Raw genomic sequence first — 24627 nt, forward strand, 5'->3', positions numbered from 1 at the left:
TCCCGTCTCTGCCAGGAAACTATGGCGCTCATCTGCACCGTCGTGTCGTCCGGTGACTCAAATCTATCCAACGCTAAGCATGTCGCCGGATCGACTACCGTGACGCTCCGCAGTTGCCGGTCGCACGCTTGCGGCCTCGCCTGGCCTGCGAGCGCTCCAGCGCTGGAAGGTCAGCACTGCGGAGGAATCCGCCATGATCGTGAGAGTCTGCAGCCGCCACAGGGCGAGAAAGCCTGCGAGCACCCAGCACTCTCATGCGCGGTCCGCCAGTCGTGGTGAGAACCTACAGGTCGAGTAACGGTTCTCAGGCTCGGCAACCCTGTCTCAAGATCGTATCGCCGCCGATGTCGCTTGCGACCCACTCGTGAGGAAGACTCCGGCCTGGCGTCGGTCTCCTTCCATGTAATGATCTAGACCACGTCGGTGCTCGGCCCTTCTTTCAGCCGCACCTGGTCTGCGCCTAGGTGAAGGAACTCGACTAGCAGATTGCCCCGGAGGGCGATCGGATAGCTGGTCTTGCGGTCGGCCTTGGTATAGATCGCATTGTCTGGGTAGGTCAGCCACTTATCGATGCGAGCAGCCTCAATCGGAGCGCTCGCCCCCTCGCACAACATGATCACGAACGGTTGGAACACGATCGCCCAGAACGGAGTTACCTTCGGACCCCCCTGATCCAAGCTATCGACGGTCACCGACATCACGGCATCCGTGAAGTAGGCCAACGTGCCTGTGGCCGCAAGCGCCACATGCACGCTATGCCCGGTGAGCGAAGCAGGCTCCTTGGACTGGTACGCAGCGATCAGTTCGGGATGCTCGTCTCGAAGGTGCCGGGTGCCCTGCACCGCGAGGATCATGCCGATGACCTGCCGCACAATCCGTCCAGGGTGCAGGCTGAATCCACCGCCGCGCGCGATGCCCCTGCCGTGCTCCACCGGCAACCAGAACGCCTCAGTCTCCGACTTGGCAAGCAGCCAAAGATCGTTGTGATCCCAGCCGAACGCTGCGTGCATCGCGGCACCCGCCTGGCCAAGCAGCCCGAGAGTATCCTTCCGCCAGGTTGCGTACGCCTGCGGGAGGCCCCGCTCGCTGGCACCGCCGTTGCAGGCGCGGCATAGCGACGGGATGGTGTGCCCATGTTCGTAGCTCCGCAAGACCTTCAGCGCGCCGTTCACCTCGTTGTAGATCGTGATCGGCTCAGCGTTGCCAGCGGACTTCGGCGGCAAGTGCTCCTCGGTCATTTGAGCCTCTAAGCCGCAATGACGGCACCAGTCCACAAGAGTCACGAGACGAGGTTACGTAGCGTCACCCGGAATGCCCAGCGATTACCTCGCCGATGCACCGCTGGCTCTCGCCCCCGCAGAGCGGCCTTGCTGGGCGGACCAGACCTCCATCTGGACCACGGTAGTCACCGCTGTCGTCACCGCCCACACGATCATGGTCGTCCCTGGTCAGGCCGATTCCGCTGACGGTACGTCGTATGCGCTTGACCGGGCCGGCAGATGGAGCGGGAATCGGCCCGTCCTATGCGAATACGACCAAGACCCCAGGGAGATGCCCTGTGACCACACCTCACGAATCGCCGTCGGTGGCGGATGCGCTTGCGGTCGTCCGCGACGCCATCGAGCGGTGCCGCCCGCTGCTGGCTGCCCCAGGCCCGAAGTTGATCGCGGCGATGCTCGACACTGCCACGGTCACCAGCGAGTTCACCGCAAACCTGCTCCAGATGGCCACGCCGCCTGCCGACGATAACGAGCCCGGCACGGGCGAGGCGTTGGAGCGGGCCGCCGACCTCGCCGCCGATACCCGCCGTCACCTGGTGACCGGGCTGCACCTGATGGCCGGTGCTCACGCCATCGCCGCGAACGTCGCCAAGACCCAATAGTCCGCGCGGATCGGCCCAAGGAGGCCGGTGGAAGGTCCCCGCCTACGGACCTTTCACCGGTCGAGGGGCAGCATCGACCGGCTGAAGCGCCGTCTCGGCTGCGGGGAGGTAGGTCAGAAGCGCTGGCGAAGCACCACGATTGCCTCCGGGTGGGCCACCTCGTCATCCGCGATCACCGGCATGGGCGAGAGGTCTGCGGAGTTCGTCGGGCAGTTCGGATTCCCACTCGCGTCGTTTGCGCCGTCCCAAGCCGGTCGTGGGGGGCACCCGGGCGGCGCGGGAAAGTTCCGCGCCGGTGGGGATACGGCCCTTGCCGACCTCGGTATCCCAGAACCTTCGCATGGCGGCGACGGCGGACAGGTCGGACTCATCGTCGGTGTCGTCCGCATCGTTTTCTTCGTCTAGGTGATCGTCGGCTGCGGAGGGCGGCTCGGCCTGCCACGCCGGACGCTGCGGCCGGTCGCCGTCCAGTGGGTTCACCCGGTCGGTGACGGTGGCGTCGTCGGCGTGGCTGTGCTGTGCGAGTTCCTCCTCCTGGCTGCGCTCAACCCGTCCGGCAGTTCCGATCGTTTCGGAGTCGGCCGCAAGATCGTGGCCGTTGGCCGGCTGCGGCATCAGCCCGGCGGTGTGAGTCGTCGGAGTGGTTGCGTGGGCGGCGTCGGCAACGGCGTGCGGCTCCGACGTGTCGGTGGACCGCCATGCGTTGAGGTGCGCGACAGCCTCGGGCGTGGTGGCGGTCACGAAGCCGTAGAGGGTGGCCATATACATCTGGATGGCTTCGCGCTCGTTGGCGGCGTCGGGGAAGTCGGCCAGGCCGGTGTGCTCGGCAGCCTGCATCGCCTGGCGGATCACCCTGTTGTGGGCGCGGCGTAGCCGCCAGGCCGATGCCTTCTTCTTGCTTTGCAGCAGGTGCAGGTTGAGCCGGGCTCGGCCGAGGCGGGCACGCCGGCGGGCGCGGTCGACCTCGGTGACGTCGCGGCCTTGGGCTTCGGCGAGCCGGAGCCAGACGAACACCCGCTCCAGGGTGATGGTCCAATTGATCCGGGTGGCGGTGCGGCCCAGTCGGGCGCTGCGCTCGGCGGCCAGGGCGCGTTCCCACATCCAGGCGGCGACCAGCGGCGCGGCCAGGCGCAGGCAGACTTCGCTGAAGGAGTCGGCGTCGAGCGCGGACAGGCTCGCGGTCAGGAGGGCGAAGACCCATACGGCGGCGCCGTCGACGCCGGTGGAGCCCTTCTCCGGTTCGCGCAGCAGTCGCGCACGGGCGAGCAGGGCGCTGGCGAACAGGGCGATCTCGATGAACCAGAAGAAGGCGTAGCGCAGCGGGGACTCACCGAGGATGTCGGTGAAGACCTTCCACATGCCCGACGAACTCACGGCCGTCGCGAGTGCCGCCGCGATGACGGTGAGGATGTTGGCCATGAGCAGGGTGGCGCGGTGCGCGGCCATCTTGCGCATCCGGTTCGCGATCAGCAGTAGCATCCCGACTGCGGTCAGGGCAGCGAGGCTGGTCACGAGGGTCTGGTTGTCCTGGTAGAGCGCGGTGAGGTCGTTGAGGTTCACGACCAGGTTCCTTCCGTTCGGTTCGAGGCGCAGTTCACGGCCACACCACGACGGCAGCGGCGGCGGCGAACAGGAACGGGCCGAACGGCAGGTACGCCCCCGCCGCCAGACGACCCGTACGGCGAAGAATGACCGCAGCGAGGGCGGCGGCACCCAGGCCGAGAAGCGTCCCGGCGTAGACGGCCGACCAGCTGTGCCAGCCGAGCACAGCGGCGACGGGCACAGCGACAGCGACGTCCCCCCAGCCGAGCTGTCCGCGTGAGACGACCGCCAGCACGGCGAAGAAGACGGCCAGGACCAGCCCGGCCCCAACAGCGCGCAACCAGGCACGCGGGTCGCCGCTGACGGCCAGGAGGGCGAGGAACCCGGCCGTCGTGACTGCGGTGATCCGATGCGGCAGACGCATCACGGCTAGATCGACGAAGAACAGCACCACCATCCCGGCGGCGCACCACGCCAACGCGGCCAGCGCCCAGCCGGTACGGCCAGATGCCACGAGCCCGGCGATCAGGGCCAGCGCAGCGGCTTCGACAGCGTACGGCGCAGCGCCAACGCGTCGCCCGCATCCGGCACAGCGGCCGGACGGGCCGATGGCGTCGGGCCACAGCGGTTGCCCGCACGGGCAGGTGGTGCGCCACGGCTGGTCGTCGGCCACGGCGTGTACAGCGACGGCGTAGCGCAGCAGCGGTACGACGGCCAGCGCGGGCAGCATCGCCCGTGCGCCAGCGCGGATCGGGGCGACGGTCGAAGTCATTTGTCGTCCAGGCTGGTGCGCAGCTGGGTGGCCAGGGTGATGGTGTCTTCCTGCGGTTCGGCGTCGAGGTCGGCCAGGGCCTTGGTGAGTGCGCGCAGCAGGGTTCGGATGCCGTCGGCGTCGCCGAGGGCGTGGCGGGCGTGCATTGCTCGCACGTACAGGGCCTCGTTGTAGCGATCCAGCCCGATGGCCTTGTCGAGCAGGTCGGACGCCTCCTGAGGGTGGTGGGTGTCGAGCAGGTGATCGGCGAGCAGTAGGTGGGCTTCGGTGCCCCAGCGGCGGACTGTCTCCCTGTGCGGGGGCAACCATTCGTAGTCCTGGCCCTCGGCCAGGGGTGCGGTGTAGAGGTCGCAGGCTGCGGTCAGCAGCTCGCGGCGGTTGGGGCCGGAAGCGATGGTCGCTTTGCGCATCAGGTCGCGCAGCGTCCACACGTCGACATCGACGGTGGCCGGGTCGAGCCGGTAACGCCCGGCGGACTTGATGACGTAGCCGTTCTTGGCGTCCGCTGTGCCGGCACGGCCGAGAACGTGGCGCAGGTTCGAGGCGTTCGTGTGCACGCGCTGGTCAGCCTGGCTGATGCGGGCGTCGGGTTCGAGGTATTCGCCGATCTCACGGGTCGCGGCGCCGTCCGGGTGGACGGCGAGGTAAACCGCCAGCTCCAAGGCTTTGGCCCGTAGGGGGCGGCCTTCGGCGGTGATGTCCTCGATGCGCGGCGGGCCGATCAGCCGCAGCTTCGCCCGCGCCGAACCGGCAGGCCCGGCGGCGGGCACGGGGGCCGGGACCTCGGTCGTCTCGGCGAGCGTGGCGCTGGTGCGGCTGGCGTGCAGGGGCACGACAGTTACCGGGACGGCCTCGGAGGCGATGGCGGGCGGCTCGCCGGTCTGCGCCTCACGCAGCGTGGTCAGAATCTGGATCGCGGTGGCGGGGCCGAGCACCGGCAGACGCGGCGGTACCGGCTCGACGGCTGTGCCGGACACGAGCTTGGTGTGCCCGTCTGTGGCCACCTCGACGGTGGCGCCGTGGGCCCATTCGCCCAGCAGCAGCGCGGACACGTGCAGCCCTTCGCCGAGAGCGAGGGCGACTTTGGCGCGCATACGGGCGCCCGCGGGCGGGGTCTCGGTGATGAGCATGACCGGCGGCAGTGCTTCCTCGTCGGGTGCCTGCTGACGCAGCTCGCCCAGATCGCTCAGGGCGTGCTCATCGAGGATGCGGCTGCGGTGCAACAGCCGGGACTCGATCACGGTCAACGCTTCGTCCATGCTGTCGGCCACGTGCAGACGCGGCCACGGGCCGAGTGTCACCACCTCGGAGCCGAGCAGTGTGGCCAGGGTCGCGGCGTCGATGACGACCTCGCCGCGTGCGTCGGGATGGTCTGGGCTGCCCGAGGCCAGCACGGCGACGAGGGCGGCGCGGGCGGCTGCGGTCGCCCCGTCGCCGATGATTCCGGTGCCGCCCGCTGGCAGCTGTGCGAGGTCGGGCGCCAGCGTGGGCACTTCAGTGCTGTCGGTGCCGGTGTCGGCGTGGGCCAGCTCGGGATGACGGGCGACTGCGCGACGGAGCTTGACCACTGGCGGGGGCAGCTCGGTCGGCGGGTCGTTGTCAGGTTGGCCGGTGTAGCGGCGGCGGCGCTGTAGCCACACCAGGGCGGCGGCGGTGCTGATCGCGATGGCCAAGGCCCACGGCATCCAGTTCGACTCCATCTGGACCCCGTGCTCGTCGGTGGTTACCGCTGGGCTCGGGGTGTCGCTGGCTGCCGGCGCTGCCGAGGGCGACTCGGACGGGGCCGGGCTGGAAGACGGGGACGGGATCGGGGACGGCGAGGCGGGCGCGGACGTCACTGCCGGAGGAGACGCCGGGACGGTCGAGGGCACGATGACCGGGCCGTCCACGGCGGTGCTCGGCGACACGGAGGGGCTGGGCGTGACAGCCGGGCTGCTCGGCGCGGCGGACGGCACGGTCGTTGGTGGCGTGATCACCGGCGAGGGCGGCTGTGCGGGCGGCTGGGCCGGGGTGGCTCCTGCGGGTGGGCGTGCGTCAACAGGCAGCCGGAGGTCCCACCCGGGGTAGATGATGTTGCAGTCGCGTAGCGTCCCCCCGGCTCGGGGGAAGTGGCGGTGCTTGTTGAGCTGGCAAATCTCCGGCCACCGGTCGGCGTCGCCAAGCCACGCCTGGGAAATCTTGGATAGGTAGTCGCCGCGCTTGACGACGTACACGTATCGCTCGTTGCCGACGTAGACGATCGTCGGGCCTTCGGCCGCCCGGGTGAGCACCGGCGCGGCCTGGGCGGCGGCGATCGGTGCGTCGGCGGTGGCTCGGACGGGCTGCGGCCCAGCGGTCGCGGCGGTGGCCGCCAGGACGCTGCCCAGCAGCATGGAGCTGATCAGGACCGACGCGGCAGTGCGCATCGGGTTGCGGTGGCGGCGTTGGTGCAGGTCTTTGACGCCTCGGGTGGTGTCGCGCAGCTCTGCGACGACGGCTTGCGCGAACAGCGCCCACACCAGCCAGATCGCGACCGCGAGCAGGTTGACCACCATGCGATCGGTGACGCCGCCGCCGAAGAACGCGACAAGAGCGTCCTGGTCGGGCACGGCGCGGGGCAGGGGCCAACCCACGGCGAGGGCCAGCCACGCCGGGATTCCGGCGATGGCCGCAAGTAGGACGCTGCCTGCGCTGGCGCGGACGGTCCAGCGGCCCAGCCATGACAGCATCGCGCTACCTCCTTCTGCTCTAGATGATGGGGACGATGGCGTCGGCAGTCGCGGTGGAATGCACGGGGATGCTGCCGATCCCGGCCAGGCTGAGCAACTGCGTCGGCCGAGAGGTGGCCACACTGACGGTTACCGTGGTCGCGGTGACGGTGACGGTGCCGGGCATTCCGGCGCGGGCGATCCAGCTCGTGGCGGCGGTGCGCGCCTTAGCCAGGTCCAGCCGGACCACGCCCGTGGTGCGCAGGGCGGCCACGTCGAGTTCGCGGGCTCCGGCGCGGGCTGCTGCGTTGGCCACCGACCGGGCATTGACCTTGGTCGACACGGCGAGCCCGGCGTCCAGGACCAGACCGCCGAGTAGGAGCGCGGCGGCCAGCCACACGACGGTGAACGCGGTCACTGCGCCCCGGTCGGATCGTTGGGCAAAGCGGCGGGCTCGCCGCCTGGCGCTGCAGGTGTTCATGTCCCTGCTCGATAGATATCGATCGGTTCGGTGGCCGATGCGTTGGCGGTCTTGGTCGCGCCGACGCCTGGTAGGCCGAGGTCGTCCATCCGCATGACGCACGCCACCCGGACCGTGACCGATCCGCCTCGCCGGAACTGGCCAGTATCGGTGGTCGCCGTGCAGGTGAACCTGCTGCCCGACGCCATCGCGTTGGCCGCCCTGGTAGCGGCGGTACGGGCGGTGGCCGGAGTCGATGCGTCAGCGGCGGCGCGGGCCGCCGCCGACGCCACGGCGTGCGTGTCGATGGCCACCGAGGCGGCCCGGCCGCAGAAGACCACGAACATTGCCATGACGATGAGGAACGGCACGACGAAGACGACCATCTCGCTGGTGACCGAGCCGCGGTCGCCGGCCGCGTGAAGTCGGCGAAAGCGGCGGCCGACACCGCGCATGCTGCCGTAGACGGCGCTCGACATGGGACGTACCTCCTCCGGTTGCGCTGTAAGAACCTTCAGGAATCCCGGTCCGGCGTGACCTCTAGGGCACGCGCTCGACGGGTGCGGTGACGGTGACGTTGACCGGGAATGTCAGGCCCGGGATCACCGAGGGGGCTCGGCCGGTGATCGTGATGGTCGCGCTGGTAGTGCTGCGGCTTACGGTGACCGACGTGCCCGACAGCGCGCCGCCGGACAGGTCGCGCAGCAGCGCTTCGGTGTCGGTCTTCCCTGCGGCGGCGTTGCTGCCGTAGGCGCGTGCGGTCTGCACGCCTTCGTTGGCGGCGGCCTGGGCCATGTGACTGGCGTGCTGCCACAAGGCGAACTGCACGGCGACCATCAGCAGCAGGCCGAGCAGAGGGGTGGCCAGCACCAGTTCAACGCTGGCCGCCCCTCTGTCCCGCCGGCGCCGGGGCGCCGAACGAGTCACAGCGTGACGCCCCGGATCTTCGCCAGCACCTTCGGGCCGAGGATCGCCAGCGCCGCCAAGGCGAGCGCGACGAGAAAAGCGGTCACAGCGATGGCCTCGGTGGAGTAGCCGCCGTCAGGGGTGCGCCGACGCGACCGGTCACGAACCTCCAAAGCGGCGACGGTGACGTAGGCCGCCAGCTGATTGATCATCATCTCGTTCCTCCCGTGGGGTTTAGCCGGTCCAGCCCTCCTGAACCGGTCGAGCTAGAACGCGCCCAAAATCGTGGCGAACGCGGGGAACATCAAAAAGATCATGAATCCGCCGAGCAGCAGGACCAGGGGCAGCACCATGCGCTCGGTGGCCGAGGCGGCGGCGGCTTCGGCTTCGGCGAGCTGGTGGGTCATCAGCGCCGCCGACCGGGCTGACAGGGTGGCCTTGATCCGGGCTCCCTCGCTGCCCGCCATCGACAGCGCCGCCGACAGCTCTGCCAACGCGGTCATGCCCGTGGTTTCGCCGAGTTCGCCGAGGGTTTGCCACGGCGGGCGCCGTCGCAGGTGCGCGGCTTCGACGGCCTGACGCAATGCCTGCTGCGCCCAGCCTTCGGCGTCGTCGGTGGCGTCGCGCAGGGCTTGTTCGACCCCTGCGCCGCCGGCCAGAGAGATGACGACGAGGTCGAGCATCGCCGAGACGGCGTTGCGCAACTCGGCCCGCCGCTTGACCGCCTCGGAGGCGAGGGCCAGGTCTGGGACGAACATGCCCAGCGCGGCGAGGATCAGCGACGCCCATACCGGCAGCTGCCAGCCGATCGGCGTGCCGCCGAGGGTTACCAGGGCGGCGAACGCGGGCGGAATCAACAGGCCCAGCAGTGCCATGGCTGCCTGCTCGGCCAGGTGCCGGGCCGGTTCCCGGCCGCAGATGCCCAGATCGGCGCGAACGCTGGCACGGGGCAGTCCGAGGCGGACCAGCAGCGGCACGAACGGGCGCCCGACCGAGGCCAGCCGCCCGGCCTCGTCCGGTGCGATGACCGGCCGCACCATGATCGTCCTACCGGTCGTGGGTGGGTGCAGCACGGCGAACGCCTGTGCGAGGGTGAGCCGAGGTGGGAACGCGTACGCGGCCAGCATCGCCAGCCCGAGGCCAGTACCCAGACCGAGCACAACAGCGGTGATCATCGGCTGGCTCCTTCGGCGACCCCGACCTTGGCCAGGCGGGCGATGCCGAGGAAGCCAATGGCGAACACGACGCCGACCGCGACGAGGACCAGCTGACCGGCAAAACTGCTGTAGGGCTGGAGGAAGGCCGGGTTGAGCACCACGAGGCCGACCGCCATCGCGATCGTGAACCCGGTGATGACCCGCGCGTTCGTTTTGATCTTCGCGTGACCCGGGGCGATCTTCAGCCGGAGGGTGGCACGGGCACGAGCACGGCTGGCCAGCTCGGTCAGCAGCTCGGCCAGCTGCCGGGACTGGCGGGTCGACGCCTGGATCAGCGCCCGGACCACCAGACGGCCGGTCGGGTCGTCGAGCCGCTCGCGCAGCTCGCCCAGCGCGACCGGGAGCCGCTGACCCAGCCGGATCGAGGCGGCAAGGTCGGCGATCTCGCCCTTGATAGCGGCCGGCGCGTACGGAGCCGTCACGAGGATGGCCTGTTCCAGACCGGCGGCTGCGGCCAGGTTGTCGCGCAGCATCTCCGCCCACATCGCGATGGCCTCCGTACGGGCCAGGGCTCGCGCGGCGGTCTTGTCGGTGCCCAGCGCGATGGGCAGGGCATAGGCGGCGATCCCGGCCAGGATCGCTCCGACCGGCCACCGAGTGAGCATCCCCACCAGCGCGGCGGCGACCAGCGCCACGGCGATCCTGATGACCTGCTCGCGGGTGAGCCGGAATCCGGGCGGACGGGGCTGGTCCGTGACGGCACGACGGCGCAGACCGGCGAGCATGGCCAGCAGGCCCACGCCGACGCCCGCGCCGAGCAGTGCAGCGAGTGCAGCCACCGCTACCACCCGACCCGGTCGATGATGTGCGGGTCGAGCCCGGCGGCTTCCAGCCTGTCCAGGGTGTCGGTGCGCAGCGGCGTGTTCGGCACGGCCCGTTGGCCCGGTCCGGGCTTCCACACCTCATTGGAGATCACGTCGCGGCCGTCGAAGCCGACGACCTCCCGCAGGCTGGACACCACGCGGGTCTTGTCCGGCGCCCAGTTGAGCTGCACGACCAGGTTCAAGCTTTCGGCAATCAGCATCGCGCTGGCCTCGAATGACAACCTCTCCGGGGCCTGGACGGCGTACATCATCAGTCGCGTGAACGCCTGGACGCTGGACGAGGCGTGCACAGTGGCGAAGCTGCCGTCGTTGCCCTGCGACATGGCCTTAAGTAGGTCGATCACTTCGTCGCCGCGGGCCTCACCGACGATGACTCGGTCGGGGTCCATCCGCAGCGCGGTGCGCACCAGCGTCGACATCGAAACCGCCCCGACCCCTTCGAGGTTCGGGCGGCGGGCCTGCAACGCCGTGACGTTCGGATGGGCCACCGCGTCGTGCAACTCCAGCTCGAAGCTGTCCTCGATCGTGATCAGTCGCTCCTGCGACGGAATCGCACGAGCGGCAGCCCTGGCAAGAGTGGTCTTGCCGGTGTTGGTGCCGCCCGAGAAGATCACGTTCAACTTGGCGCGCATCGCAGCCTGGATCACCCGGCACAGCGGCTCATCGAGGGTGCCCTTGGCCACCAGATCATCGAGATCGGCGTTGATCATCGTCGGGCGGCGGATCGACAGCGCCGGGCGGCGTGACACCGACATGACCGCGCACAGCCGGGACCCGTCGCGCATCCGCATGTCCAGGACCGGGCTGGTCCGGTCGAAGGCGCGCTCTTCACCACGGCCGGAGAAGTCGTCGCCGAACGCCGCCTCGGTGGCCAGCGCCCGGATCATCTCGATCAACGCCTCGTCGGTCTCGGCGATCGGCGGGCCGACCTCTGCTTTGCCGCCGGTGAACTTGATGAACACCTCGTCGCAGCCGTTGGCGTGAACGTTTTCGATGTCGGGGTTGTCGAGTAGTTGCTGCAGGCCGCCAGCGCCGATGATGTGGTCGATGACCGCGCGGGCCACCCGTGCCTCGACGCTGGCCGACAGCGGTGCCCGCCCGGCGTCCAACGCCTGTCGGGCGTGGGTGTCGAGCGCTTCTCCGGTGTACTGCTCGGCGAGCCTGCGCCGTTCGGCGGCGGGCAGCGGCCCGCCCCCGGCATGCCCGGCCAGAGCCTGGGCGACCTGGGCGCGTAGGTCGGCGACGAGTTCGGTCTCGGGTAGGACGCTGGTCGACGGCAGAGTCATCTGTGGTCACCTCCTGCGGGATGGGCTTGTGTGGCGAGGGAAAGGGCCAGCGCTCGTGCGGTGGCGGGCAGGTCCACGCGGGTCCATGCGTGGCGGGCGCGGCGGGTACCGGCGATGACCTCGGCGCTGCGGCGGTCCCACGGCAACTGCGCGACCAGCGGCATGGGCAGCCCGTCAAGGTCGTCACGCGCGTACGCGAGCGGGCCGACCGTGACCAGCTGCGCCCGTTCGACCGGGATCTCCGCCAGGGCAACTCGTAAAAGCGACAGCACATCGCCGCCGGATACGACGAGCACCGCGTCCGCCAACTCCAGCAACGGCAAGGACGGTGAGCCGGGCTCCAGTCGGCCGACGTCCAGCACGGTGGGGCGTTCCTTGGCCCACCGAGCCGGCTCGATGTCGGCCAGCAGCCCGATCGCCGCGCTGGCTTGCGGGCGACCGGCGGCAGCGAGCACCGCGTCGACGCCGAACGGCAGCCGAGTGGTGTGCTCGGACAGGTCAACTTGACCCATACGACACGCGTTGGCCAGAGACGCCAGGCCAGGGGTGTCCGGGAGCCGGTGCCAGCCGCCGAGGTCACCACCCGCCGGATCGGCCTCGATCAGCAGCGCGGACTCGCCAGGCCACACCGCCGCCAATGTGGCGGCAACAGTAGTGGCCCCGCCTGACTTCACGGATGCGACAGCAACCAACATGTCAGCCCGCAATCACGACGAGTGACAGCTCCAACCCCGCCCCGGCCAGCTTGGTCGCATCGTTACGGGCCAGCAGCAGCGAGACGACGGTGGTGCCGGAACCATCTACGCCCGGCACGACCTCGACCACGGTGGCGGCTACCGACACTGGCGCCGCAGGAAGACCCGGCGTTTCCGGACTGCCGTCCTTGGCGACTGTCACCACCAGTACATGACTTCCGGGAGTGACGCCCGCCGGGACACGGCCCGGCTTCAATGCGGTCGCGACCACGGCCTGCCCGGCGTCAGGCCAGCTGGCTGGGCCGAGTTGCGACTCCGACAGCAGCGTTCCCGCTGCCAGCGGAACCGCTGCGCTGCGACCGATCACCTGCTGCGCTTGTCCGGCACGCACCAGGGGCACACTCGGGTCCGGCACCATCGCGACGATCCGCAGATGCTCGGCACTGATTGCCTGCCCAGCCGCCACGGGCCGGGCGACCGCGAGCACCTGCACACGGGCGTCACCGCCCAACTGGACAACGGCGAAAACTCCTGCGCACAACAAGACTAGTAAGAATCCACCGACAAGTAGCGACCAGCGCCGCTTCGGCTGCGCCGTCCCGTTTAGGGTAGGCCGTACCGGTGCAGTCCTTCGCGTCTCGGCAACCGTAGTCATCGTCAATCACCCCCGTGAAATATCTGAATGTTTGTCCTACCTGAGCGCGAAGACCTGTCGCCACGGACAAGTGAGTACGTAGAGCTTCTACGTACAATGTGTACGTCCGTCATGCGTGCACTTGACGATCTAGCGAGGCACAAGTTCGCAGGTCATGACATGTCCGGACTCGTCATCGCTCGAAGAGTCGATGGCCACTGGTCCGAATGGAGCGATTGCCTTGCCCCCCAAGGCATACCCGGCGATATCATTTGCCGCTCTTGATCGACAAATGTCACGGTGGCACCTCGTTCGCAACTTGCACATGGGGGGATAAAGATTGACATCGATGCCCTAGTCCGGATCGCCGACCTGTTCCGCTTCCGCTGGGACCCCGCAGTCCTCGCGGTCCTGGCCGAAGGGCCCTACAGGTACCGGGCGCTTCACGCACGGCTTGAGACACACATCGGTGAGCACGTGGACGACAACGCTCTGACGCGAAGCCTCCATCGGGCCACCCGCGCCGGCCTCGTCCGGGCGGACAGCGAACGCTCTGGCAGTCGCGTCATCAACACCTACGCCCTGACGGACCGAGGCCGAGAGTCCCTGATGACCTACGAGGCCATCGCCACCGTCTATACGCATGTTCACCTGCCCGAAGACGCGTGCGACGGCAACTGCTCGATCCACACCCCGCGACAGGCGGAACGCGCGGCATGACGTACTGACAGCCTGTACGTACACAACTGTCGGTAGCGCGCCCGTCGAGCCGTGAGGTAGGAACGAAGCTCGGGGCCTCTCGCGTTGGAGGGCAACATGAAACGCGCAACATCACTTATTGGACTAGCAACGGCTGTAACGCTTACGGCGCTGCTCGCCTCGTGCGCCGAGGACGAGAACCCACCGACCACGCTGCCGACCTCGGCACCACCGGTATCGACTTCTACGAGCCCGTCCGCCGCTGCCTCAGCGGCAGCCGAGACTCCCGAGGAGGCCAGGCAGCACGCGATCGACGCGTACGTGGGCATGCAAACAGCCTTCGAGAAGGCCAGCGCAGCCGGTGAGCCGTCCTACCCGGACCTGCCGAAGTACGCCACCAGCGCCGCATTGACCCTGCTGACCAACGGGCTCAACGCGAACAAGAGGCAGGGCCTTCTCGCTCGCGGACAAACGATCTTTCACCCGCAGGTGGCGTCACTGTCACCACCTGCGGCACCAACCAGGGCATCCGTGCGTGACTGCATGGACACCAGCAAGACCGAGCGCTACAAGGCAGATGGCAGCCCGTACAAGGACTCACCGGGCGGCATGCGGCTCGTCCTCGCCGAGGTCGAACGCATCGAAGGTGCATGGAAGGTGACAGCCGTCGGCATCAGAGAGGTGGGGTCATGCAAGAGATAGCGCGGCGCCTGCTCGCGGTGGTTGCCACGTCACTGACGATGGCACTCGCTGCGGTGGCACCAGCGCACGCGGATGCCTACGGAGGCGTCAACTGCTCTGTCACCCCCGGCAACCCGCAATGCACCGTCGAGGTGACGTACACCGGCGGCGGCAACGGCGGGGGTGGAGGGAGCGGCAACGTCGTCTGCAAAGTCGGCGGCAACGTCGTCGAATGCCAGAACGGTTTCGGCTGGCTCGGCAGCGACGGCTGCTACTACGGCAAGGACTACTCCGACTACCTACCCGCCAACCAGTGGATCAAGACTTGTCTCGATCCGGCAACCGGCGATCCCATCCCCGGCATGACCATCGTGACGCTGCTCCAGCCGCCAGCGGCGCTCGGGATGATCACGCAACGAGCCGTAGACAACCTCACGATGCCCCGCCCGGTCATCGCGGCCAGTCCAGCGCTCGCCACGAAGCAGTTCGTCCACGTGCCCGTCTGGTGGTGGGTGCAGCCCGGCTGGTGGCAGACCCAGACCGCGAACGCCTCAGCAGGCGGCCTGACCATCACCGCCAAGGCGGTCCCCCGGAAGATCACCTGGTACGCAGGGGATGGCACAAACACCGTCTGCACAGGCCCGGGGACACCGTGGAGCGCCTCAACCAACCCCACTTCACCGTCACCTACCTGCGGGCACATCTACAACACGACGTCCGCCGACAGCCCCGCCGGCATGTTCACCGTCCGAGCCGTCGCCACATGGGACGTGTCCTGGAGCGGGGGCGGCCTGTCCGGAACAGAACCCAATATCACCACCACGACGAGTGCCAACGTCACCGTCACGGAATTGCGAGCGGTTATCACCAGCTAGACGCCATACCGCTCCTAGACGAGGCCCTGCCGAGACCCCCCGTTCTCGGCAGGGCCTCCCCTTATCCGCATCACGGTCCAACCATAAGCCGATCGAGCAGTCGCTCGATCGGCTTATTCGCATCAAGAGGAAGCGAAACGGAGGTCTCCCAATGACTCGATCGCCGCGCGCGAGAGCGCCGCCAGCACCCCCAGGGAACACGTTGAATAACGAACCCCAACGCCGCGAACCAACCAATGAGAACTACAATACAAACGGGCTGGAACGCAACACTGATGACCTATCCGTCATCCTGCCCGACGCCCCGCCCGCATTTGACAAACCGGCCACCGCCGCATTGATACGCCTGCTACTTGACGTCCGTGACAGGCGCATCCAATCGAAGAACACCCGACAGTTGGAGTCTGAATGAGCACACAGAACCGTTTCGGAAGCTCATGCTATAAACACTGCTTCGCCTTCTACGGCAGGGTCTCAACAGAAGACAATCAAGACCCAGAGTCTTCGTACAACTGGCAGTTGACACTTGCCGAAGGTCTCATCCGACCCGTGGAAGGGCAGATCGTCGAGAGCTTCTTTGACGTCGGCGATAGCCGTTCAATCCCGTGGCCACGGCGCACCGAAGCGAGTCGGCTGCTCACGGCCCTGCGAAACCCCAACCGAGGCTTTAACGACGTAGTAATCGGAGAGCCTCACCGCGCCTTCTACGGCAACCAGTACGGCCTAACAATTCCCGTCTTCGCTCACTTCGGCGTGAGACTGTGGGTACCCGAGGTGGGCGGGCCGATCGACCCAGACAACGAGGCCCACGACCTGGTCATGTCGGTCTTCGGCGGCATGAGCAAGGGCGAGCGCACACGCGTGAAGGTACGTGTACGCAGCTCCATGGCAACGCAGGTGCAGATGCAGGGCCGCTACCTCGGTGGACGGCCACCGTACGGCTACACCCTGAAAGACCTTGGCCCTCACCCGAACCCGCAGAAGGCCGCTGACGGCAAACGCCTCCACGGCCTGACGCCTGACCCTCAGACCGCTCCTATCGTGCAACGCATCTTCCGCGACTTCCTCAACGGCAACGGCATCTTCGCCATCGCAGAAGCCCTAACGGGTGAGGGAATCCTCTGCCCGTCAGCCTATGACCGCGCTCGCAATTCGCATCGCGACGGTCGCGCCTGGGCAAAGAGCGCCGTCCGGGTGATCCTCACCAACGCGCGCTACACCGGCCGCGAGGTCTGGAACAAGCAGCGGACCGACGAGGTACTTGTGGACGTGGACGACGTCGCGCTCGGGCACATGCCTGTGATGCGCTGGAATCCACGAGAAAAGTGGATCACCTCGCAAGAGATCGCGCACGAGCCTCTTGTGACTGACGATGTCTTCAACGCGGCTCGCGACCTTCTCGGCTCCCGAGCACGCAAGCCAGCGGCGCACAAGCCACACCGCACGAGACACCCCTACGTCTTCAAGAGCATCCTCTATCATTCCACGTGCAACCGCCGGATGCAGGGGCAGCACTCCCACGGCGTCGCCTACTACAGGTGCCGCTACCCCGCCGAATATGCACTCGCCAACCGCGTCGACCACCCAAAGAACGCCATCTTGCGCGAAGATCTCGTCACCGGACACATCGATCGATGGCTCGCCTCGGCTTTCGATCCGCTACATCGCGATCAGACCATCAGACTGCTCGCTCAACAACTCGCCACACCCGAAGAGGCGGCACTCCCCAAGCAGCAGCCAGCACGCAACCCCGGCGCCGAGTTCGACAAGAAGATCGCCAGCTATAAGAAAGCCCTCGACGAAGGGGCCAGCCCAGCCGTCGTGACCGCATGGATCGCCGAGGCCGAACAGCAGCGGGACCAAGCGCTCGCAGCGCACCCACCAGCGGCCAGAACTCAGGCCGTCGAGGCGATGACCGTTGACGACATCGCCTCGCTGGTTGCCGAATTGGGCGACATCGCCGGAGCCCTCGCCGAGGCTGAGCCTGAGCACAAGCTCGACCTGTACCGGCTCCTCCGGCTCAAGCTGACCTACAACGACGAAACACAAACGGTGCGCGCCATAGTGGATCTTGGCGCACACCGTTGGGATTTGGTTCGTGTCCGAGGGGGGACTTGAACCCCCACGCCCTATACGGGCACTAGCACCTCAAGCTAGCGCGTCTGCCATTCCGCCACCCGGACTTGCCCGTTCAGCCTACCGCGTCGGCTCCGGTGGCTTTCACCCCGGTCAGCCGCCCTGGCGGGCCGCACGGGGCATTACTGTACACGGCCCGTATGGATCATGCACATCGCTGCCCGATGGGCGAACGGGAACTGGATCACCGCAGGTCAGACGCCTGTTCCTGACGGCTCCGGCGGGTGGGTAGCGTCCGGCCCCGGTCAGGCGGCAGCATTGGCTGCGTGTCCGCACCCTCTCCGCTCGCCGCAGTTCAACACCGGGCTCTCGCCCTGCGCTCCTCCGGTGACCTGTCGGCGGCCCGCCGGCTGCTCACCGACACGATCGCCTCGGCCAGCCCCACCTACGGAGAGGACCACCCGGAGATCCTGGGCACCGCGCACCTGCTCGCGAGGTTGCACCGGGAGGCCGACGAACCGGCAGCCGCCCGCCGGGTGCTGGAGGAGGCGTACACCGCCGGCGAGCGACGGTGGAATCCGGCCGACCCGCTGATGCTGGCCCTCGCCTTCGACCTGGCCGGGGTCGCCGAGGAGTTGGGCAACCGGCACGAGGCTCGACGCAACTACACCCGGGTCGCCACCGGCGGACCCGCCGTGCTCGGTGAACAGCACCCCGCCGTACGCGCCGCACGTCAGTACCTGGGTATCCCGGCGGACCAAGCGCAGCCGACTTCCACCGCAACGTCGTCCCCGGCAGTTCCGGTAGCACCACCGCCGTCACCGCCCGCACCGCCGTCGTTCCGTCCCGGGTACGCCCCGCCAGCGTCGCCCCCCGAGCGGTACCCGCCGACGCCGACGGCCCGGCCCGGGTTTGCACCACCCACGTCCCGACCGACTTCTGCACCTCCCGCCGCTGCCCCCGGCCGATCGGCCCCGGCCGGTCACCCGGCTTCTCCTGACCAACCGGCACACACGCCGCCGGTGCCGAGGCGGGGCCCCACGCCGGGCGCTTCGGCACCAGGTGCCGAGCCCCGGGTGCCGCTGCCCCGGCAGATGTACGGCGTGCCAACAGTTCACCGGCCCGGAGCACCCCGGCCCTATCCGACGCCGCCAGTACCGCGATCCGAGCCGTCCTCCGCCCCGACATCACCCCCCGCCGCCCCGGCACCTCCGGACGGGCCACCACACCCCGCACCTCCGGCGGCGGCGTCACTTCGGCAGCACTCGGCACCGCCGGTTCCCTCGTCCGCACCGGTATCCGACGGTGCGCCGGCCACGTCGCCCTGGGCGCCGCCGCACCTCCAGCCGCAGCACGCCGCACCGCCGGCCCGCCAACCGCCACCGGTCCTGCCTGGGCGGCCTGACCTCACCGAGCCGACCACACCACTGCCCGCACCGCACCATGGGCAGCCGCCCGTGATGCCACCAGGCCCACCAGCCCACCACGGACAGCCGGTCGTGATCCCCGCCGGCTCCCCGTCCAGCCCTGGACAGCCGACCCCGCTCCCGTCCGGTCCGCCCACCCGGCACGGCCAGCCGACTGCGCTCCCACCTGCCTCGCACGGTGGGCAGATCGACGTCCTCGGTCCGATACGCCCTGCCTTCCCCGCGCCGCCGTCCGCTCCCGTGGGACACTTCGCCGGGCCGGTCAGCCCACCCCCTACCGGCACGCAGCAACCGGAAGCCGAGTCGGCTCAGATCCCCGTCCCCCGCCTCACCCCGGAGGGCAAGACTCAGTACGCCGCCGACCGGCGGACACCGGCTCCCACCCCGAACACCGATCGACCCGGGTCGGTGACGACCCCGACCGCCGACCGTGGGGTGCCGGATCTTCCGCCGGACGATCCACCCCCGTGCGCACCACCGACCCCCGCGCCCTCCCTGTCCGCCCCACCCGTCGCCGGTCCTCTACCGACACAGGGCTGGGACCAACCGACGGTGCAGGTGCAGCAGATCGGGCCTTTGCTGAAGGACCAGGGACGCAACGTCGCCCAGGACCAGCGGACGACCGTGCCGAGCGACCCGGCCCCGACCGGTACGCCGCCCACCGCTCCACCCGCCGTCGTGGCTGGCCCGCCGCCGCTACCGGCAGCAAGCCCGGCGGCAAGCACCCCACCAGAGCCAGCACCACCGCCACCAGCACCACAGGCACCTCACGCACCTCAGGCAGCACCAGCACCACCGCCATCAGCACCTCAGGCAGCACCGGCAGGGAGCCTCCCGCCGCCACCGGCGGCCTCGGCAGGGTCCGTATCGCCGACGCCGCTGCCCAGCGTTCCGGCACCACCGCCACCGCCAACGGCACCACCACCGGCACCGAGTTCGGTGAGCGTTCCACCGGCACCGACGCATCCGGTCAGTGCACCGCCCGGGTCGGCACCGCCTGACCCGGCGGGTCCGTACGGGGGTTCGGCCCACGCCACACTGCCGGCTCCTCCGGTCAGCGGACCACCGGCACCGGTGCCGTTGCCGCCTCGACCGCCGACAACGGCGGCCGACCCGCTGAGCGCACCCCCCGCCGGACCGCACCCGCCCCCGGCCGGCAGACCATCGGCGCACGGTCCGGGCGGGCCGGCTGCGGAGGCGTACCCGGATCCGGATCCGGTCAGCATGCCGGCGGCGGAGGCGTACCCGCGTCCGGTGGGTGCGCCACCGGCGGGGACGCCCGCATATCCGAACAGCGCGCCGGGCGTAGGGCTTTCACAGCCGGTCGACGGGCCGCCCGTGGTGGGTTCGCCCGACCCGGGGTCACGGTCTCCGATGCGTCCGCCGGCCGGTGCGTCACCTGCGCTGGACACCGGGCCCTGGGGTACGAGCGTCCCGGCGTGGACCGCCGGGAGCAGCCACGGTGTCGGGGGTGACGCCCCGGTTCCCGCCGACGAAACGGCGACGCCGGGCGGGGCGGACCCGAACAGCTCGGTCAGCGCGCTGACGACGCCGGGGCCCACGGCGCGGGGCGGGGCGGACCCGGACACCTCGGTCAGCGCGCTGACGACACCGGGGCCGACCGGGGGGCGTATCGCCGCCGTGGACGTACCGCCGCCGGTGGAGGGGACGGGGTATCCCGCGCTGACCTCGTCGTATCCGGTGCGGGCAGCTGGGTCGCGCGGGCGGGGCCGGACGGTGGCCGTGGTGGCGGGGGTGGTGGTGGTGCTGCTGGCCGTCGGGGGCACGATCGGCGCGGTGACGCTTCGCGGGGACTCGACCGGACCGGGACAGTCGGCCGACACCGCGCCCCGGGAGACGGCCGGACCCCCACCGCACGACCTGAAGTTGCGTGACGATGCGGCCACCATCACGGTCACCTGGTCCGATCCGAGCAACGGATCGGTGCCGTTCATGGTCGCGGGTGGACGGACCGGACGGCCGCTCGGGGTGATGGCCACCGTCGACCCCGGAGAGACCAGTTTCACGGTCAACGGCCTGAACGCCGAGGTGGACTACTGCTTCACCGTGCTGGCGGTCTACTCGACGAACGCGTTCGCCACCTCCGGCCAGGTCTGCACCGACCGGGTTCGTTCGTCGCCGAGCGGCTGACCGGGGCCTTCACCTGGCACGCTGGGTGTCCGAATCGGAACGGTGCGGGTTTCCTCGTCCCGGTGTGGCCCATATGATGTCCCACGGTTCAGGGCAGGGCGTCCGGCACCCGGCACGCCGCCCGGGCCACCGGACGGAGGGTAGCCCGCTGTGGCCAGCATCGACGACGCCGCGAGCGTCGACGCCGGAGCGTCCCGCCGTCGGTCCCGACTACGGGGCGGGCTGGTCACGGTCGGCACGGTGACCGCACTGGTGGCCGCACTGGGGCTCACCCTGCTCGGGCGGGGCGCCGCCGAGGACGCGCTGGCCAGTTTCGACGCCAGCAGTTGGCTGTGGAGCACCGCCCGGGGCGAGCTGGCCCGGGTCAACGGGATCACCGCGCGGGTGGACACCCGCAAGGAGGTCCCCGGGGCCCGGCAGCATCCGGTGCAGGTCACCCAGACCGACCGGCTGCTGATCCTGCGGGACCTGGAGACCGGTCAGGTGAGCGCGCTCGACCTGGCCACCCTGCAGATCACCGCGACCACCCCCACCACGCCGGGTCTCGGGGTCAACGTGGTGCTGCACGACGACGCCGCGTTCGTCGTCGACGCGGTGCGGGGGGTGGTGCGGCAACTCGACCCCCGTTCGCTGGTCCCGGTGGGTGACCCGGTGCTCTTCCCGCCGGGCATCACGGCCGGCGCGTTCGACGGTCGGGGCCGGTTGTGGATCGCGGTGCCGGCGGAGGGCACCGTGTCGGCGGTCACCGCCGGGGCGCTGCCGTCCGGGCCGGCGTCGGGGGTGACCGGCGGTCGGGGGCCGCGTCGGGTCGAGACCCATCCGGTGGCCGAGCCGAGCCACGAGTTGACCCTGTCCACCCTGGACGACGGGGTGGCGGTGCTGGACCGGACCACCGGCACGTTGGTGACGATCCGGGCCGGAAAGACCCTGCGTACCGTGCCCGGAATCGCTGCCGGTGGCGCGCTCCCGGCGCGGACCAGCGGCCCGGTGGTGCCGGTGACGATCGGCGGTGACCGGCAGGTGCTCGCCGTCGGTGACGGCCGGGTGGTCACCCGGATCGTCGTGCCGGGCAGTGGTGACCAGGTCGGGCCGGCCGTCGCCTGGGCCGGCCGGTTCTACTGTGCCGACGGGGTCACCGGCGCGGTCTACTCGTTCGACGGTGACGGGCGGCTGGTGGAGACCATCCGGCCCGGCCGGGCGACCGGCCCGCTGGAGCTGGAGGTGCGGGAGAACCATCTGTTCATCAACACCCCGGGATCGGCCACCGCCCGGGTGGTCGACGACCGGCACCGGGTGCGCACCGTCGACAAGTACGCCAACGACGTGCTGGGCGGCGATCCGCCGCCGGACCCGCCACCGCCGCCTCCGCCGCCGAAGCCCCGGGTGGGTAAGCCCGGCGCGCCACAGCAGGTCACCGCCACCGCCGGCGATGCGCGGGCCCGGGTCGCCTGGCGACCGGCCGCTGCGAACGGCGCCGCCGTCGTCCGGTACGTGGTGGAGGGGGCCGGTCAGCGACACGAGGTGGGGGCGAACCAGCGGGCCGTGGAGATCACCGAGCTGACCAACGGGGAGACGTACACGTTCTCGGTGCACGCGGTGAACGCCAAGGGTGACGGCCCGGCCCGGCGCAGCAACCCGGTCACCCCGACCGCGGCGGTGCCCGCCCCGCCGGCCGAGGTCACCGCGCAGGCCCGCCCCGACGGCACCGTGCTGGTGCGGTGGCCGGCCGCCGACGGGCAGGGCAACCGCATCGCCCGGTACGCGGTCACCGCGACTTCGGCCGGCGCGAACGCCCCGGTCGGCGAGTCGCGCCGCACCGAACTGGTGGTGCCGGCCGGCGAGTTGACGTACGGCAACCAGTACGCGTTCACGGTGACCTCGGTCAACGACCGGGGCGCCGCCTCGGCGGCCTCCCCGATCAGCGACACGGTGGTGCCGTTCGCCGCTCCCGGGCAGCCGGTCGGGTTGCGGGCGGCCACGGTCGCCGACCGGCCGGGCACGATCGCGGTGCAGTGGTCGCCGGCGGCGGCGAACGGCCGACCGGTGAGCCGGTACCAGGTCGACGTGGGCGGGCGGACCAGCGAGGTGACCGACACCCGCGCGACGGTCACCGGGCTGGGTGACGGGCAGAACGTGATGGTCCGGGTGAAGGCGGTCAACGAGGCCGGCCCGGGGCCGGAGGCCACCACCACCGCCCGTACGGTGGCGGTGCCCCGGGTGACGGTGACCGGGTCGTCGGCCGATGCGACGTCGGTGACGGTGACGTTCACGGTGGACGCCGGTGGTGGGGAGGCGACCTGCACCGCCGCCACGGGTGGGAAGAGCGCGACGGGTAGCTGTGCCAGCCTGCGGGTCACCGGGCTGGCCCCGGGTACGGCGTACACGGTGACCGTCACGGCGGCCAACGCGGCCGGTTCGGGCACCGCCAGCCGGGCCCAGGGCACCGACCCGCTCTACGGGGTGGCCACCTGCGTCAACGGACCCGACGGCGACCAGCGCACCTACTGTGACGCCGATGTGGACGGCCGCAACGGCAACGAGGTGTTCTCGGTGCCCCGGCAGGACAACGACAAGCAGGTCGGCTGGGCCAAGCCCGGCACCCGGCTGCGGACGTACTGTCGCCGGCAGGGCGAGAACGTCGACTCCTGGATCTACAACAACCAGAAGCAGAGCACCTGGTGGGTACGGGTCGACTACCAGGGGCGCAACTACATCCCCTGGGCCTGGCTCAACCTGGCCGGCGGTGACGACATCGCCGTGCTGCCCACCTGCTGACCAGCGCCGCCGCAGCCGAGGAGCACCCCGCCGTCGTGAACAGCACCCCCGAACCGCTCAGCCAGCCGGAGGTCCAGGGCTTCGCCGCCCTGGCCGCCCGGTTGGCGGAGAACGTCAACGCGGTCGTGCTGGGCAAGCCGGAGGTGGTGCGGTTGGCGTTGACCGCCCTCTTCGCCCAGGGTCACGTGCTGCTGGAGGACGTCCCGGGGGTGGGTAAGACCACCCTGGCGCGGGCGGTGGCGGCCACCGTGCAGGGCCAGTGGCGACGCATCCAGTTCACCCCGGACCTGCTCCCCTCGGACGTCTCCGGGGTGACGATCTTCAACCAGGCCACCCGGGGCTTCGAGTTCCATCCGGGGCCGGTGTTCGCCAACATCGTCATCGCCGACGAGATCAACCGGGCCTCCCCGAAGACCCAGTCGGCGCTGCTGGAGGTGATGGAGGAGCGGACGGTCACGGTGGACGGGGTCCGGCACCCGGTGCCGCAGCCGTTCCTGGTGGTGGCCACCCAGAACCCGGTGGAGATGGACGGCACCTACCGGCTGCCCGAGGCCCAGCTGGACCGGTTCCTGGTGAAGCTGTCGGTGGGCTACCCGGACGAGGCGGTCGAGGTGGAGGTGCTGCGCGGCGCGGCGGTCCGCTCCCCCGACTCGCTGCAACCGGTCACCGACACGGCCACCGTCGGGGAGATGGTCCGGATGGCCCGCCGGGTGCACATCGCCGAACCCCTCTACGGGTACGCCGTCCGGCTGGCCACCGCCACCCGCCACCATCCGCAGGTACGGGTGGGGGTCAGCCCCCGGGGTGTGATCGCGCTGACTCGGGCGGCCTGCGCGTACGCGCTGATCGACGGCCGGGGGTGGATCATGCCGGAGGACCTGAAGGCGCTCGTCGAGCCGGTCTTCGCCCACCGCCTGCTGCTCACCTCCGACGCGCAGGTACGCGGGGTGACCGCCGCCGAGGTGCTGCGCCAGGCGGTGGCGTCGGTGCCGGTGCCGCTGCCGTCGGGCCAGTCCACCCCGACGCACGGCTGACCGG

Annotated in this window: 21 protein-coding genes, 1 tRNA gene and 1 pseudogene; 10 read left to right on the forward strand and 13 right to left on the reverse strand. The window is 69.9% G+C overall.

Features of this window, described 5'->3' with window-relative positions; genetic code table 11:
- Positions 1-410: 410 nt before the first annotated feature.
- Positions 411-1283, reverse strand: coding sequence for a hypothetical protein (locus tag ACIG87_RS15320; protein WP_396851143.1), 873 nt, complete (start codon positions 1281-1283; stop codon positions 411-413).
- Between the two features lie 275 nt (positions 1284-1558).
- Between ACIG87_RS15320 and ACIG87_RS15325 the strand changes: the two genes are divergently transcribed.
- A complete protein-coding gene (locus tag ACIG87_RS15325) occupies positions 1559-1882 on the forward strand; it encodes a hypothetical protein (RefSeq protein WP_396851144.1) in 324 nt (107 codons plus the stop codon).
- Positions 1883-2044: 162 nt separating this feature from the next.
- On the opposite strand, the gene ACIG87_RS15330 is transcribed toward ACIG87_RS15325, so the two are convergent.
- The 4 genes from ACIG87_RS15330 to ACIG87_RS15345 all read right to left on the reverse strand — a co-directional run bounded on the left by ACIG87_RS15330 (position 2045) and on the right by ACIG87_RS15345 (position 7301).
- On the reverse strand, positions 2045-3442 hold the full coding sequence (locus tag ACIG87_RS15330; protein ID WP_396851145.1) for a hypothetical protein: 1398 nt from the start codon (positions 3440-3442) through the stop codon (positions 2045-2047).
- 34 nt (positions 3443-3476) lie between these two features.
- Entirely contained in the window at positions 3477-4196 is a 720-nt protein-coding gene (locus ACIG87_RS15335) for a prepilin peptidase (protein ID WP_396851146.1), read from the reverse strand.
- The gene (locus ACIG87_RS15340) at positions 4193-6784 is read right to left on the reverse strand and encodes a BTAD domain-containing putative transcriptional regulator (RefSeq protein ID WP_396851147.1); all 2592 of its coding nucleotides are present in this window, start codon (positions 6782-6784) and stop codon (positions 4193-4195) included. Before ACIG87_RS15340 ends, ACIG87_RS15335 begins: the two co-directional genes overlap by 4 nt.
- A 139-nt stretch (positions 6785-6923) precedes the next feature.
- Positions 6924-7301: a pilus assembly protein TadG-related protein gene (locus ACIG87_RS15345; RefSeq protein ID WP_396851148.1), complete on the reverse strand. Its 378-nt coding sequence runs from the start codon at positions 7299-7301 to the stop codon at positions 6924-6926.
- Between the two features lie 156 nt (positions 7302-7457).
- Here ACIG87_RS15345 and ACIG87_RS15350 point away from each other — a divergent pair, with 156 nt between their 5' ends.
- Entirely contained in the window at positions 7458-7766 is a 309-nt protein-coding gene (locus ACIG87_RS15350; protein ID WP_396851149.1) for a hypothetical protein, read from the forward strand.
- 117 nt (positions 7767-7883) lie between these two features.
- Here the strand turns inward: ACIG87_RS15350 and ACIG87_RS15355 are convergent, their stop codons facing one another.
- The 7 genes from ACIG87_RS15355 to ACIG87_RS15385 all read right to left on the reverse strand — a co-directional run bounded on the left by ACIG87_RS15355 (position 7884) and on the right by ACIG87_RS15385 (position 12764).
- On the reverse strand, positions 7884-8270 hold the full coding sequence (locus ACIG87_RS15355) for a TadE family protein (protein WP_396851150.1): 387 nt from the start codon (positions 8268-8270) through the stop codon (positions 7884-7886).
- Positions 8267-8464, reverse strand: coding sequence for a hypothetical protein (locus ACIG87_RS15360; RefSeq protein ID WP_091237216.1), 198 nt, complete (start codon positions 8462-8464; stop codon positions 8267-8269). Before ACIG87_RS15360 ends, ACIG87_RS15355 begins: the two co-directional genes overlap by 4 nt.
- 51 nt (positions 8465-8515) lie before the next feature.
- Entirely contained in the window at positions 8516-9424 is a 909-nt protein-coding gene (locus tag ACIG87_RS15365; protein WP_091237217.1) for a type II secretion system F family protein, read from the reverse strand.
- Positions 9421-10245: a type II secretion system F family protein gene (locus ACIG87_RS15370; protein ID WP_396851151.1), complete on the reverse strand. Its 825-nt coding sequence runs from the start codon at positions 10243-10245 to the stop codon at positions 9421-9423. The genes ACIG87_RS15365 and ACIG87_RS15370 overlap by 4 nt, the downstream gene beginning before the upstream one ends.
- A 2-nt stretch (positions 10246-10247) precedes the next feature.
- The gene (locus ACIG87_RS15375) at positions 10248-11399 is read right to left on the reverse strand and encodes a CpaF family protein (protein ID WP_396851152.1); all 1152 of its coding nucleotides are present in this window, start codon (positions 11397-11399) and stop codon (positions 10248-10250) included.
- A 173-nt stretch (positions 11400-11572) separates the two neighbouring features.
- Positions 11573-12205 carry a MinD/ParA family protein gene (locus tag ACIG87_RS15380; RefSeq protein ID WP_396851153.1) on the reverse strand — a complete coding sequence of 211 codons (633 nt, stop codon included), beginning with the start codon at positions 12203-12205 and terminating at the stop codon, positions 11573-11575.
- 67 nt (positions 12206-12272) lie between these two features.
- Entirely contained in the window at positions 12273-12764 is a 492-nt protein-coding gene (locus ACIG87_RS15385) for an SAF domain-containing protein (protein WP_396851154.1), read from the reverse strand.
- A gap of 618 nt (positions 12765-13382) precedes the next feature.
- On the opposite strand from ACIG87_RS15385, the gene ACIG87_RS15390 reads away from it, so the two are divergent.
- The 4 genes from ACIG87_RS15390 (at position 13383) to ACIG87_RS15405 (ending at position 17278) form a co-directional block, all read left to right on the forward strand.
- Positions 13383-13625, forward strand: coding sequence for a hypothetical protein (locus ACIG87_RS15390; protein WP_396851155.1), 243 nt, complete (start codon positions 13383-13385; stop codon positions 13623-13625).
- Positions 13626-13721: 96 nt separating this feature from the next.
- The gene (locus tag ACIG87_RS15395; protein WP_396851156.1) at positions 13722-14306 is read left to right on the forward strand and encodes a hypothetical protein; all 585 of its coding nucleotides are present in this window, start codon (positions 13722-13724) and stop codon (positions 14304-14306) included.
- Positions 14294-15160, forward strand: coding sequence for a hypothetical protein (locus tag ACIG87_RS15400; protein WP_396851157.1), 867 nt, complete (start codon positions 14294-14296; stop codon positions 15158-15160). Before ACIG87_RS15395 ends, ACIG87_RS15400 begins: the two co-directional genes overlap by 13 nt.
- Before the next feature lie 408 nt (positions 15161-15568).
- Entirely contained in the window at positions 15569-17278 is a 1710-nt protein-coding gene (locus ACIG87_RS15405; RefSeq protein ID WP_396851158.1) for a recombinase family protein, read from the forward strand.
- Here the strand turns inward: ACIG87_RS15405 and ACIG87_RS15410 are convergent.
- Positions 17260-17343 (reverse strand) — tRNA-Leu (locus tag ACIG87_RS15410). The two genes, ACIG87_RS15405 and ACIG87_RS15410, sit on opposite strands and share 19 nt — an antisense overlap.
- Before the next feature lie 219 nt (positions 17344-17562).
- On the opposite strand from ACIG87_RS15410, the pseudogene ACIG87_RS15415 reads away from it, so the two are divergent.
- The 4 genes and pseudogenes from ACIG87_RS15415 to ACIG87_RS15430 form a co-directional block, all read left to right on the forward strand.
- A pseudogene (locus tag ACIG87_RS15415) lies at positions 17563-17784 on the forward strand (tetratricopeptide repeat protein); the annotation flags it as partial.
- 2253 nt (positions 17785-20037) lie between these two features.
- Positions 20038-20814 (forward strand): hypothetical protein, encoded by a 777-nt coding sequence (locus ACIG87_RS15420; RefSeq protein ID WP_396851313.1) that lies wholly within the window; start codon positions 20038-20040, stop codon positions 20812-20814.
- Between the two features lie 150 nt (positions 20815-20964).
- On the forward strand, positions 20965-23589 hold the full coding sequence (locus ACIG87_RS15425; RefSeq protein WP_396851159.1) for a fibronectin type III domain-containing protein: 2625 nt from the start codon (positions 20965-20967) through the stop codon (positions 23587-23589).
- A gap of 35 nt (positions 23590-23624) precedes the next feature.
- Entirely contained in the window at positions 23625-24623 is a 999-nt protein-coding gene (locus tag ACIG87_RS15430; protein ID WP_396851160.1) for an AAA family ATPase, read from the forward strand.
- The last annotated feature ends 4 nt before the right edge of the window (positions 24624-24627 follow it).

The organism is Micromonospora sp. NPDC051925 (genome assembly GCF_044548625.1).
Taxonomy (GTDB): domain Bacteria; phylum Actinomycetota; class Actinomycetes; order Mycobacteriales; family Micromonosporaceae; genus Micromonospora.

What these genes read in the sequence shown, in the direction of transcription:
- ACIG87_RS15335 (WP_396851146.1), bottom strand. Translation starts at nt 4,196, where the DNA reads ATGACTTCGACCGTCGCCCCGATCCGCGCTGGCGCACGGGCGATGCTG.
- ACIG87_RS15350 (WP_396851149.1), top strand. Translation starts at nt 7,458, where the DNA reads ATGACGCACGCCACCCGGACCGTGACCGATCCGCCTCGCCGGAACTGG.
- ACIG87_RS15360 (WP_091237216.1), bottom strand. Translation starts at nt 8,464, where the DNA reads ATGATGATCAATCAGCTGGCGGCCTACGTCACCGTCGCCGCTTTGGAG.
- ACIG87_RS15365 (WP_091237217.1), bottom strand. Translation starts at nt 9,424, where the DNA reads ATGATCACCGCTGTTGTGCTCGGTCTGGGTACTGGCCTCGGGCTGGCG.
- ACIG87_RS15395 (WP_396851156.1), top strand. Translation starts at nt 13,722, where the DNA reads ATGAAACGCGCAACATCACTTATTGGACTAGCAACGGCTGTAACGCTT.
- ACIG87_RS15400 (WP_396851157.1), top strand. Translation starts at nt 14,294, where the DNA reads ATGCAAGAGATAGCGCGGCGCCTGCTCGCGGTGGTTGCCACGTCACTG.
- ACIG87_RS15405 (WP_396851158.1), top strand. Translation starts at nt 15,569, where the DNA reads ATGAGCACACAGAACCGTTTCGGAAGCTCATGCTATAAACACTGCTTC.
- ACIG87_RS15420 (WP_396851313.1), top strand. Translation starts at nt 20,038, where the DNA reads ATGCGTCCGCCGGCCGGTGCGTCACCTGCGCTGGACACCGGGCCCTGG.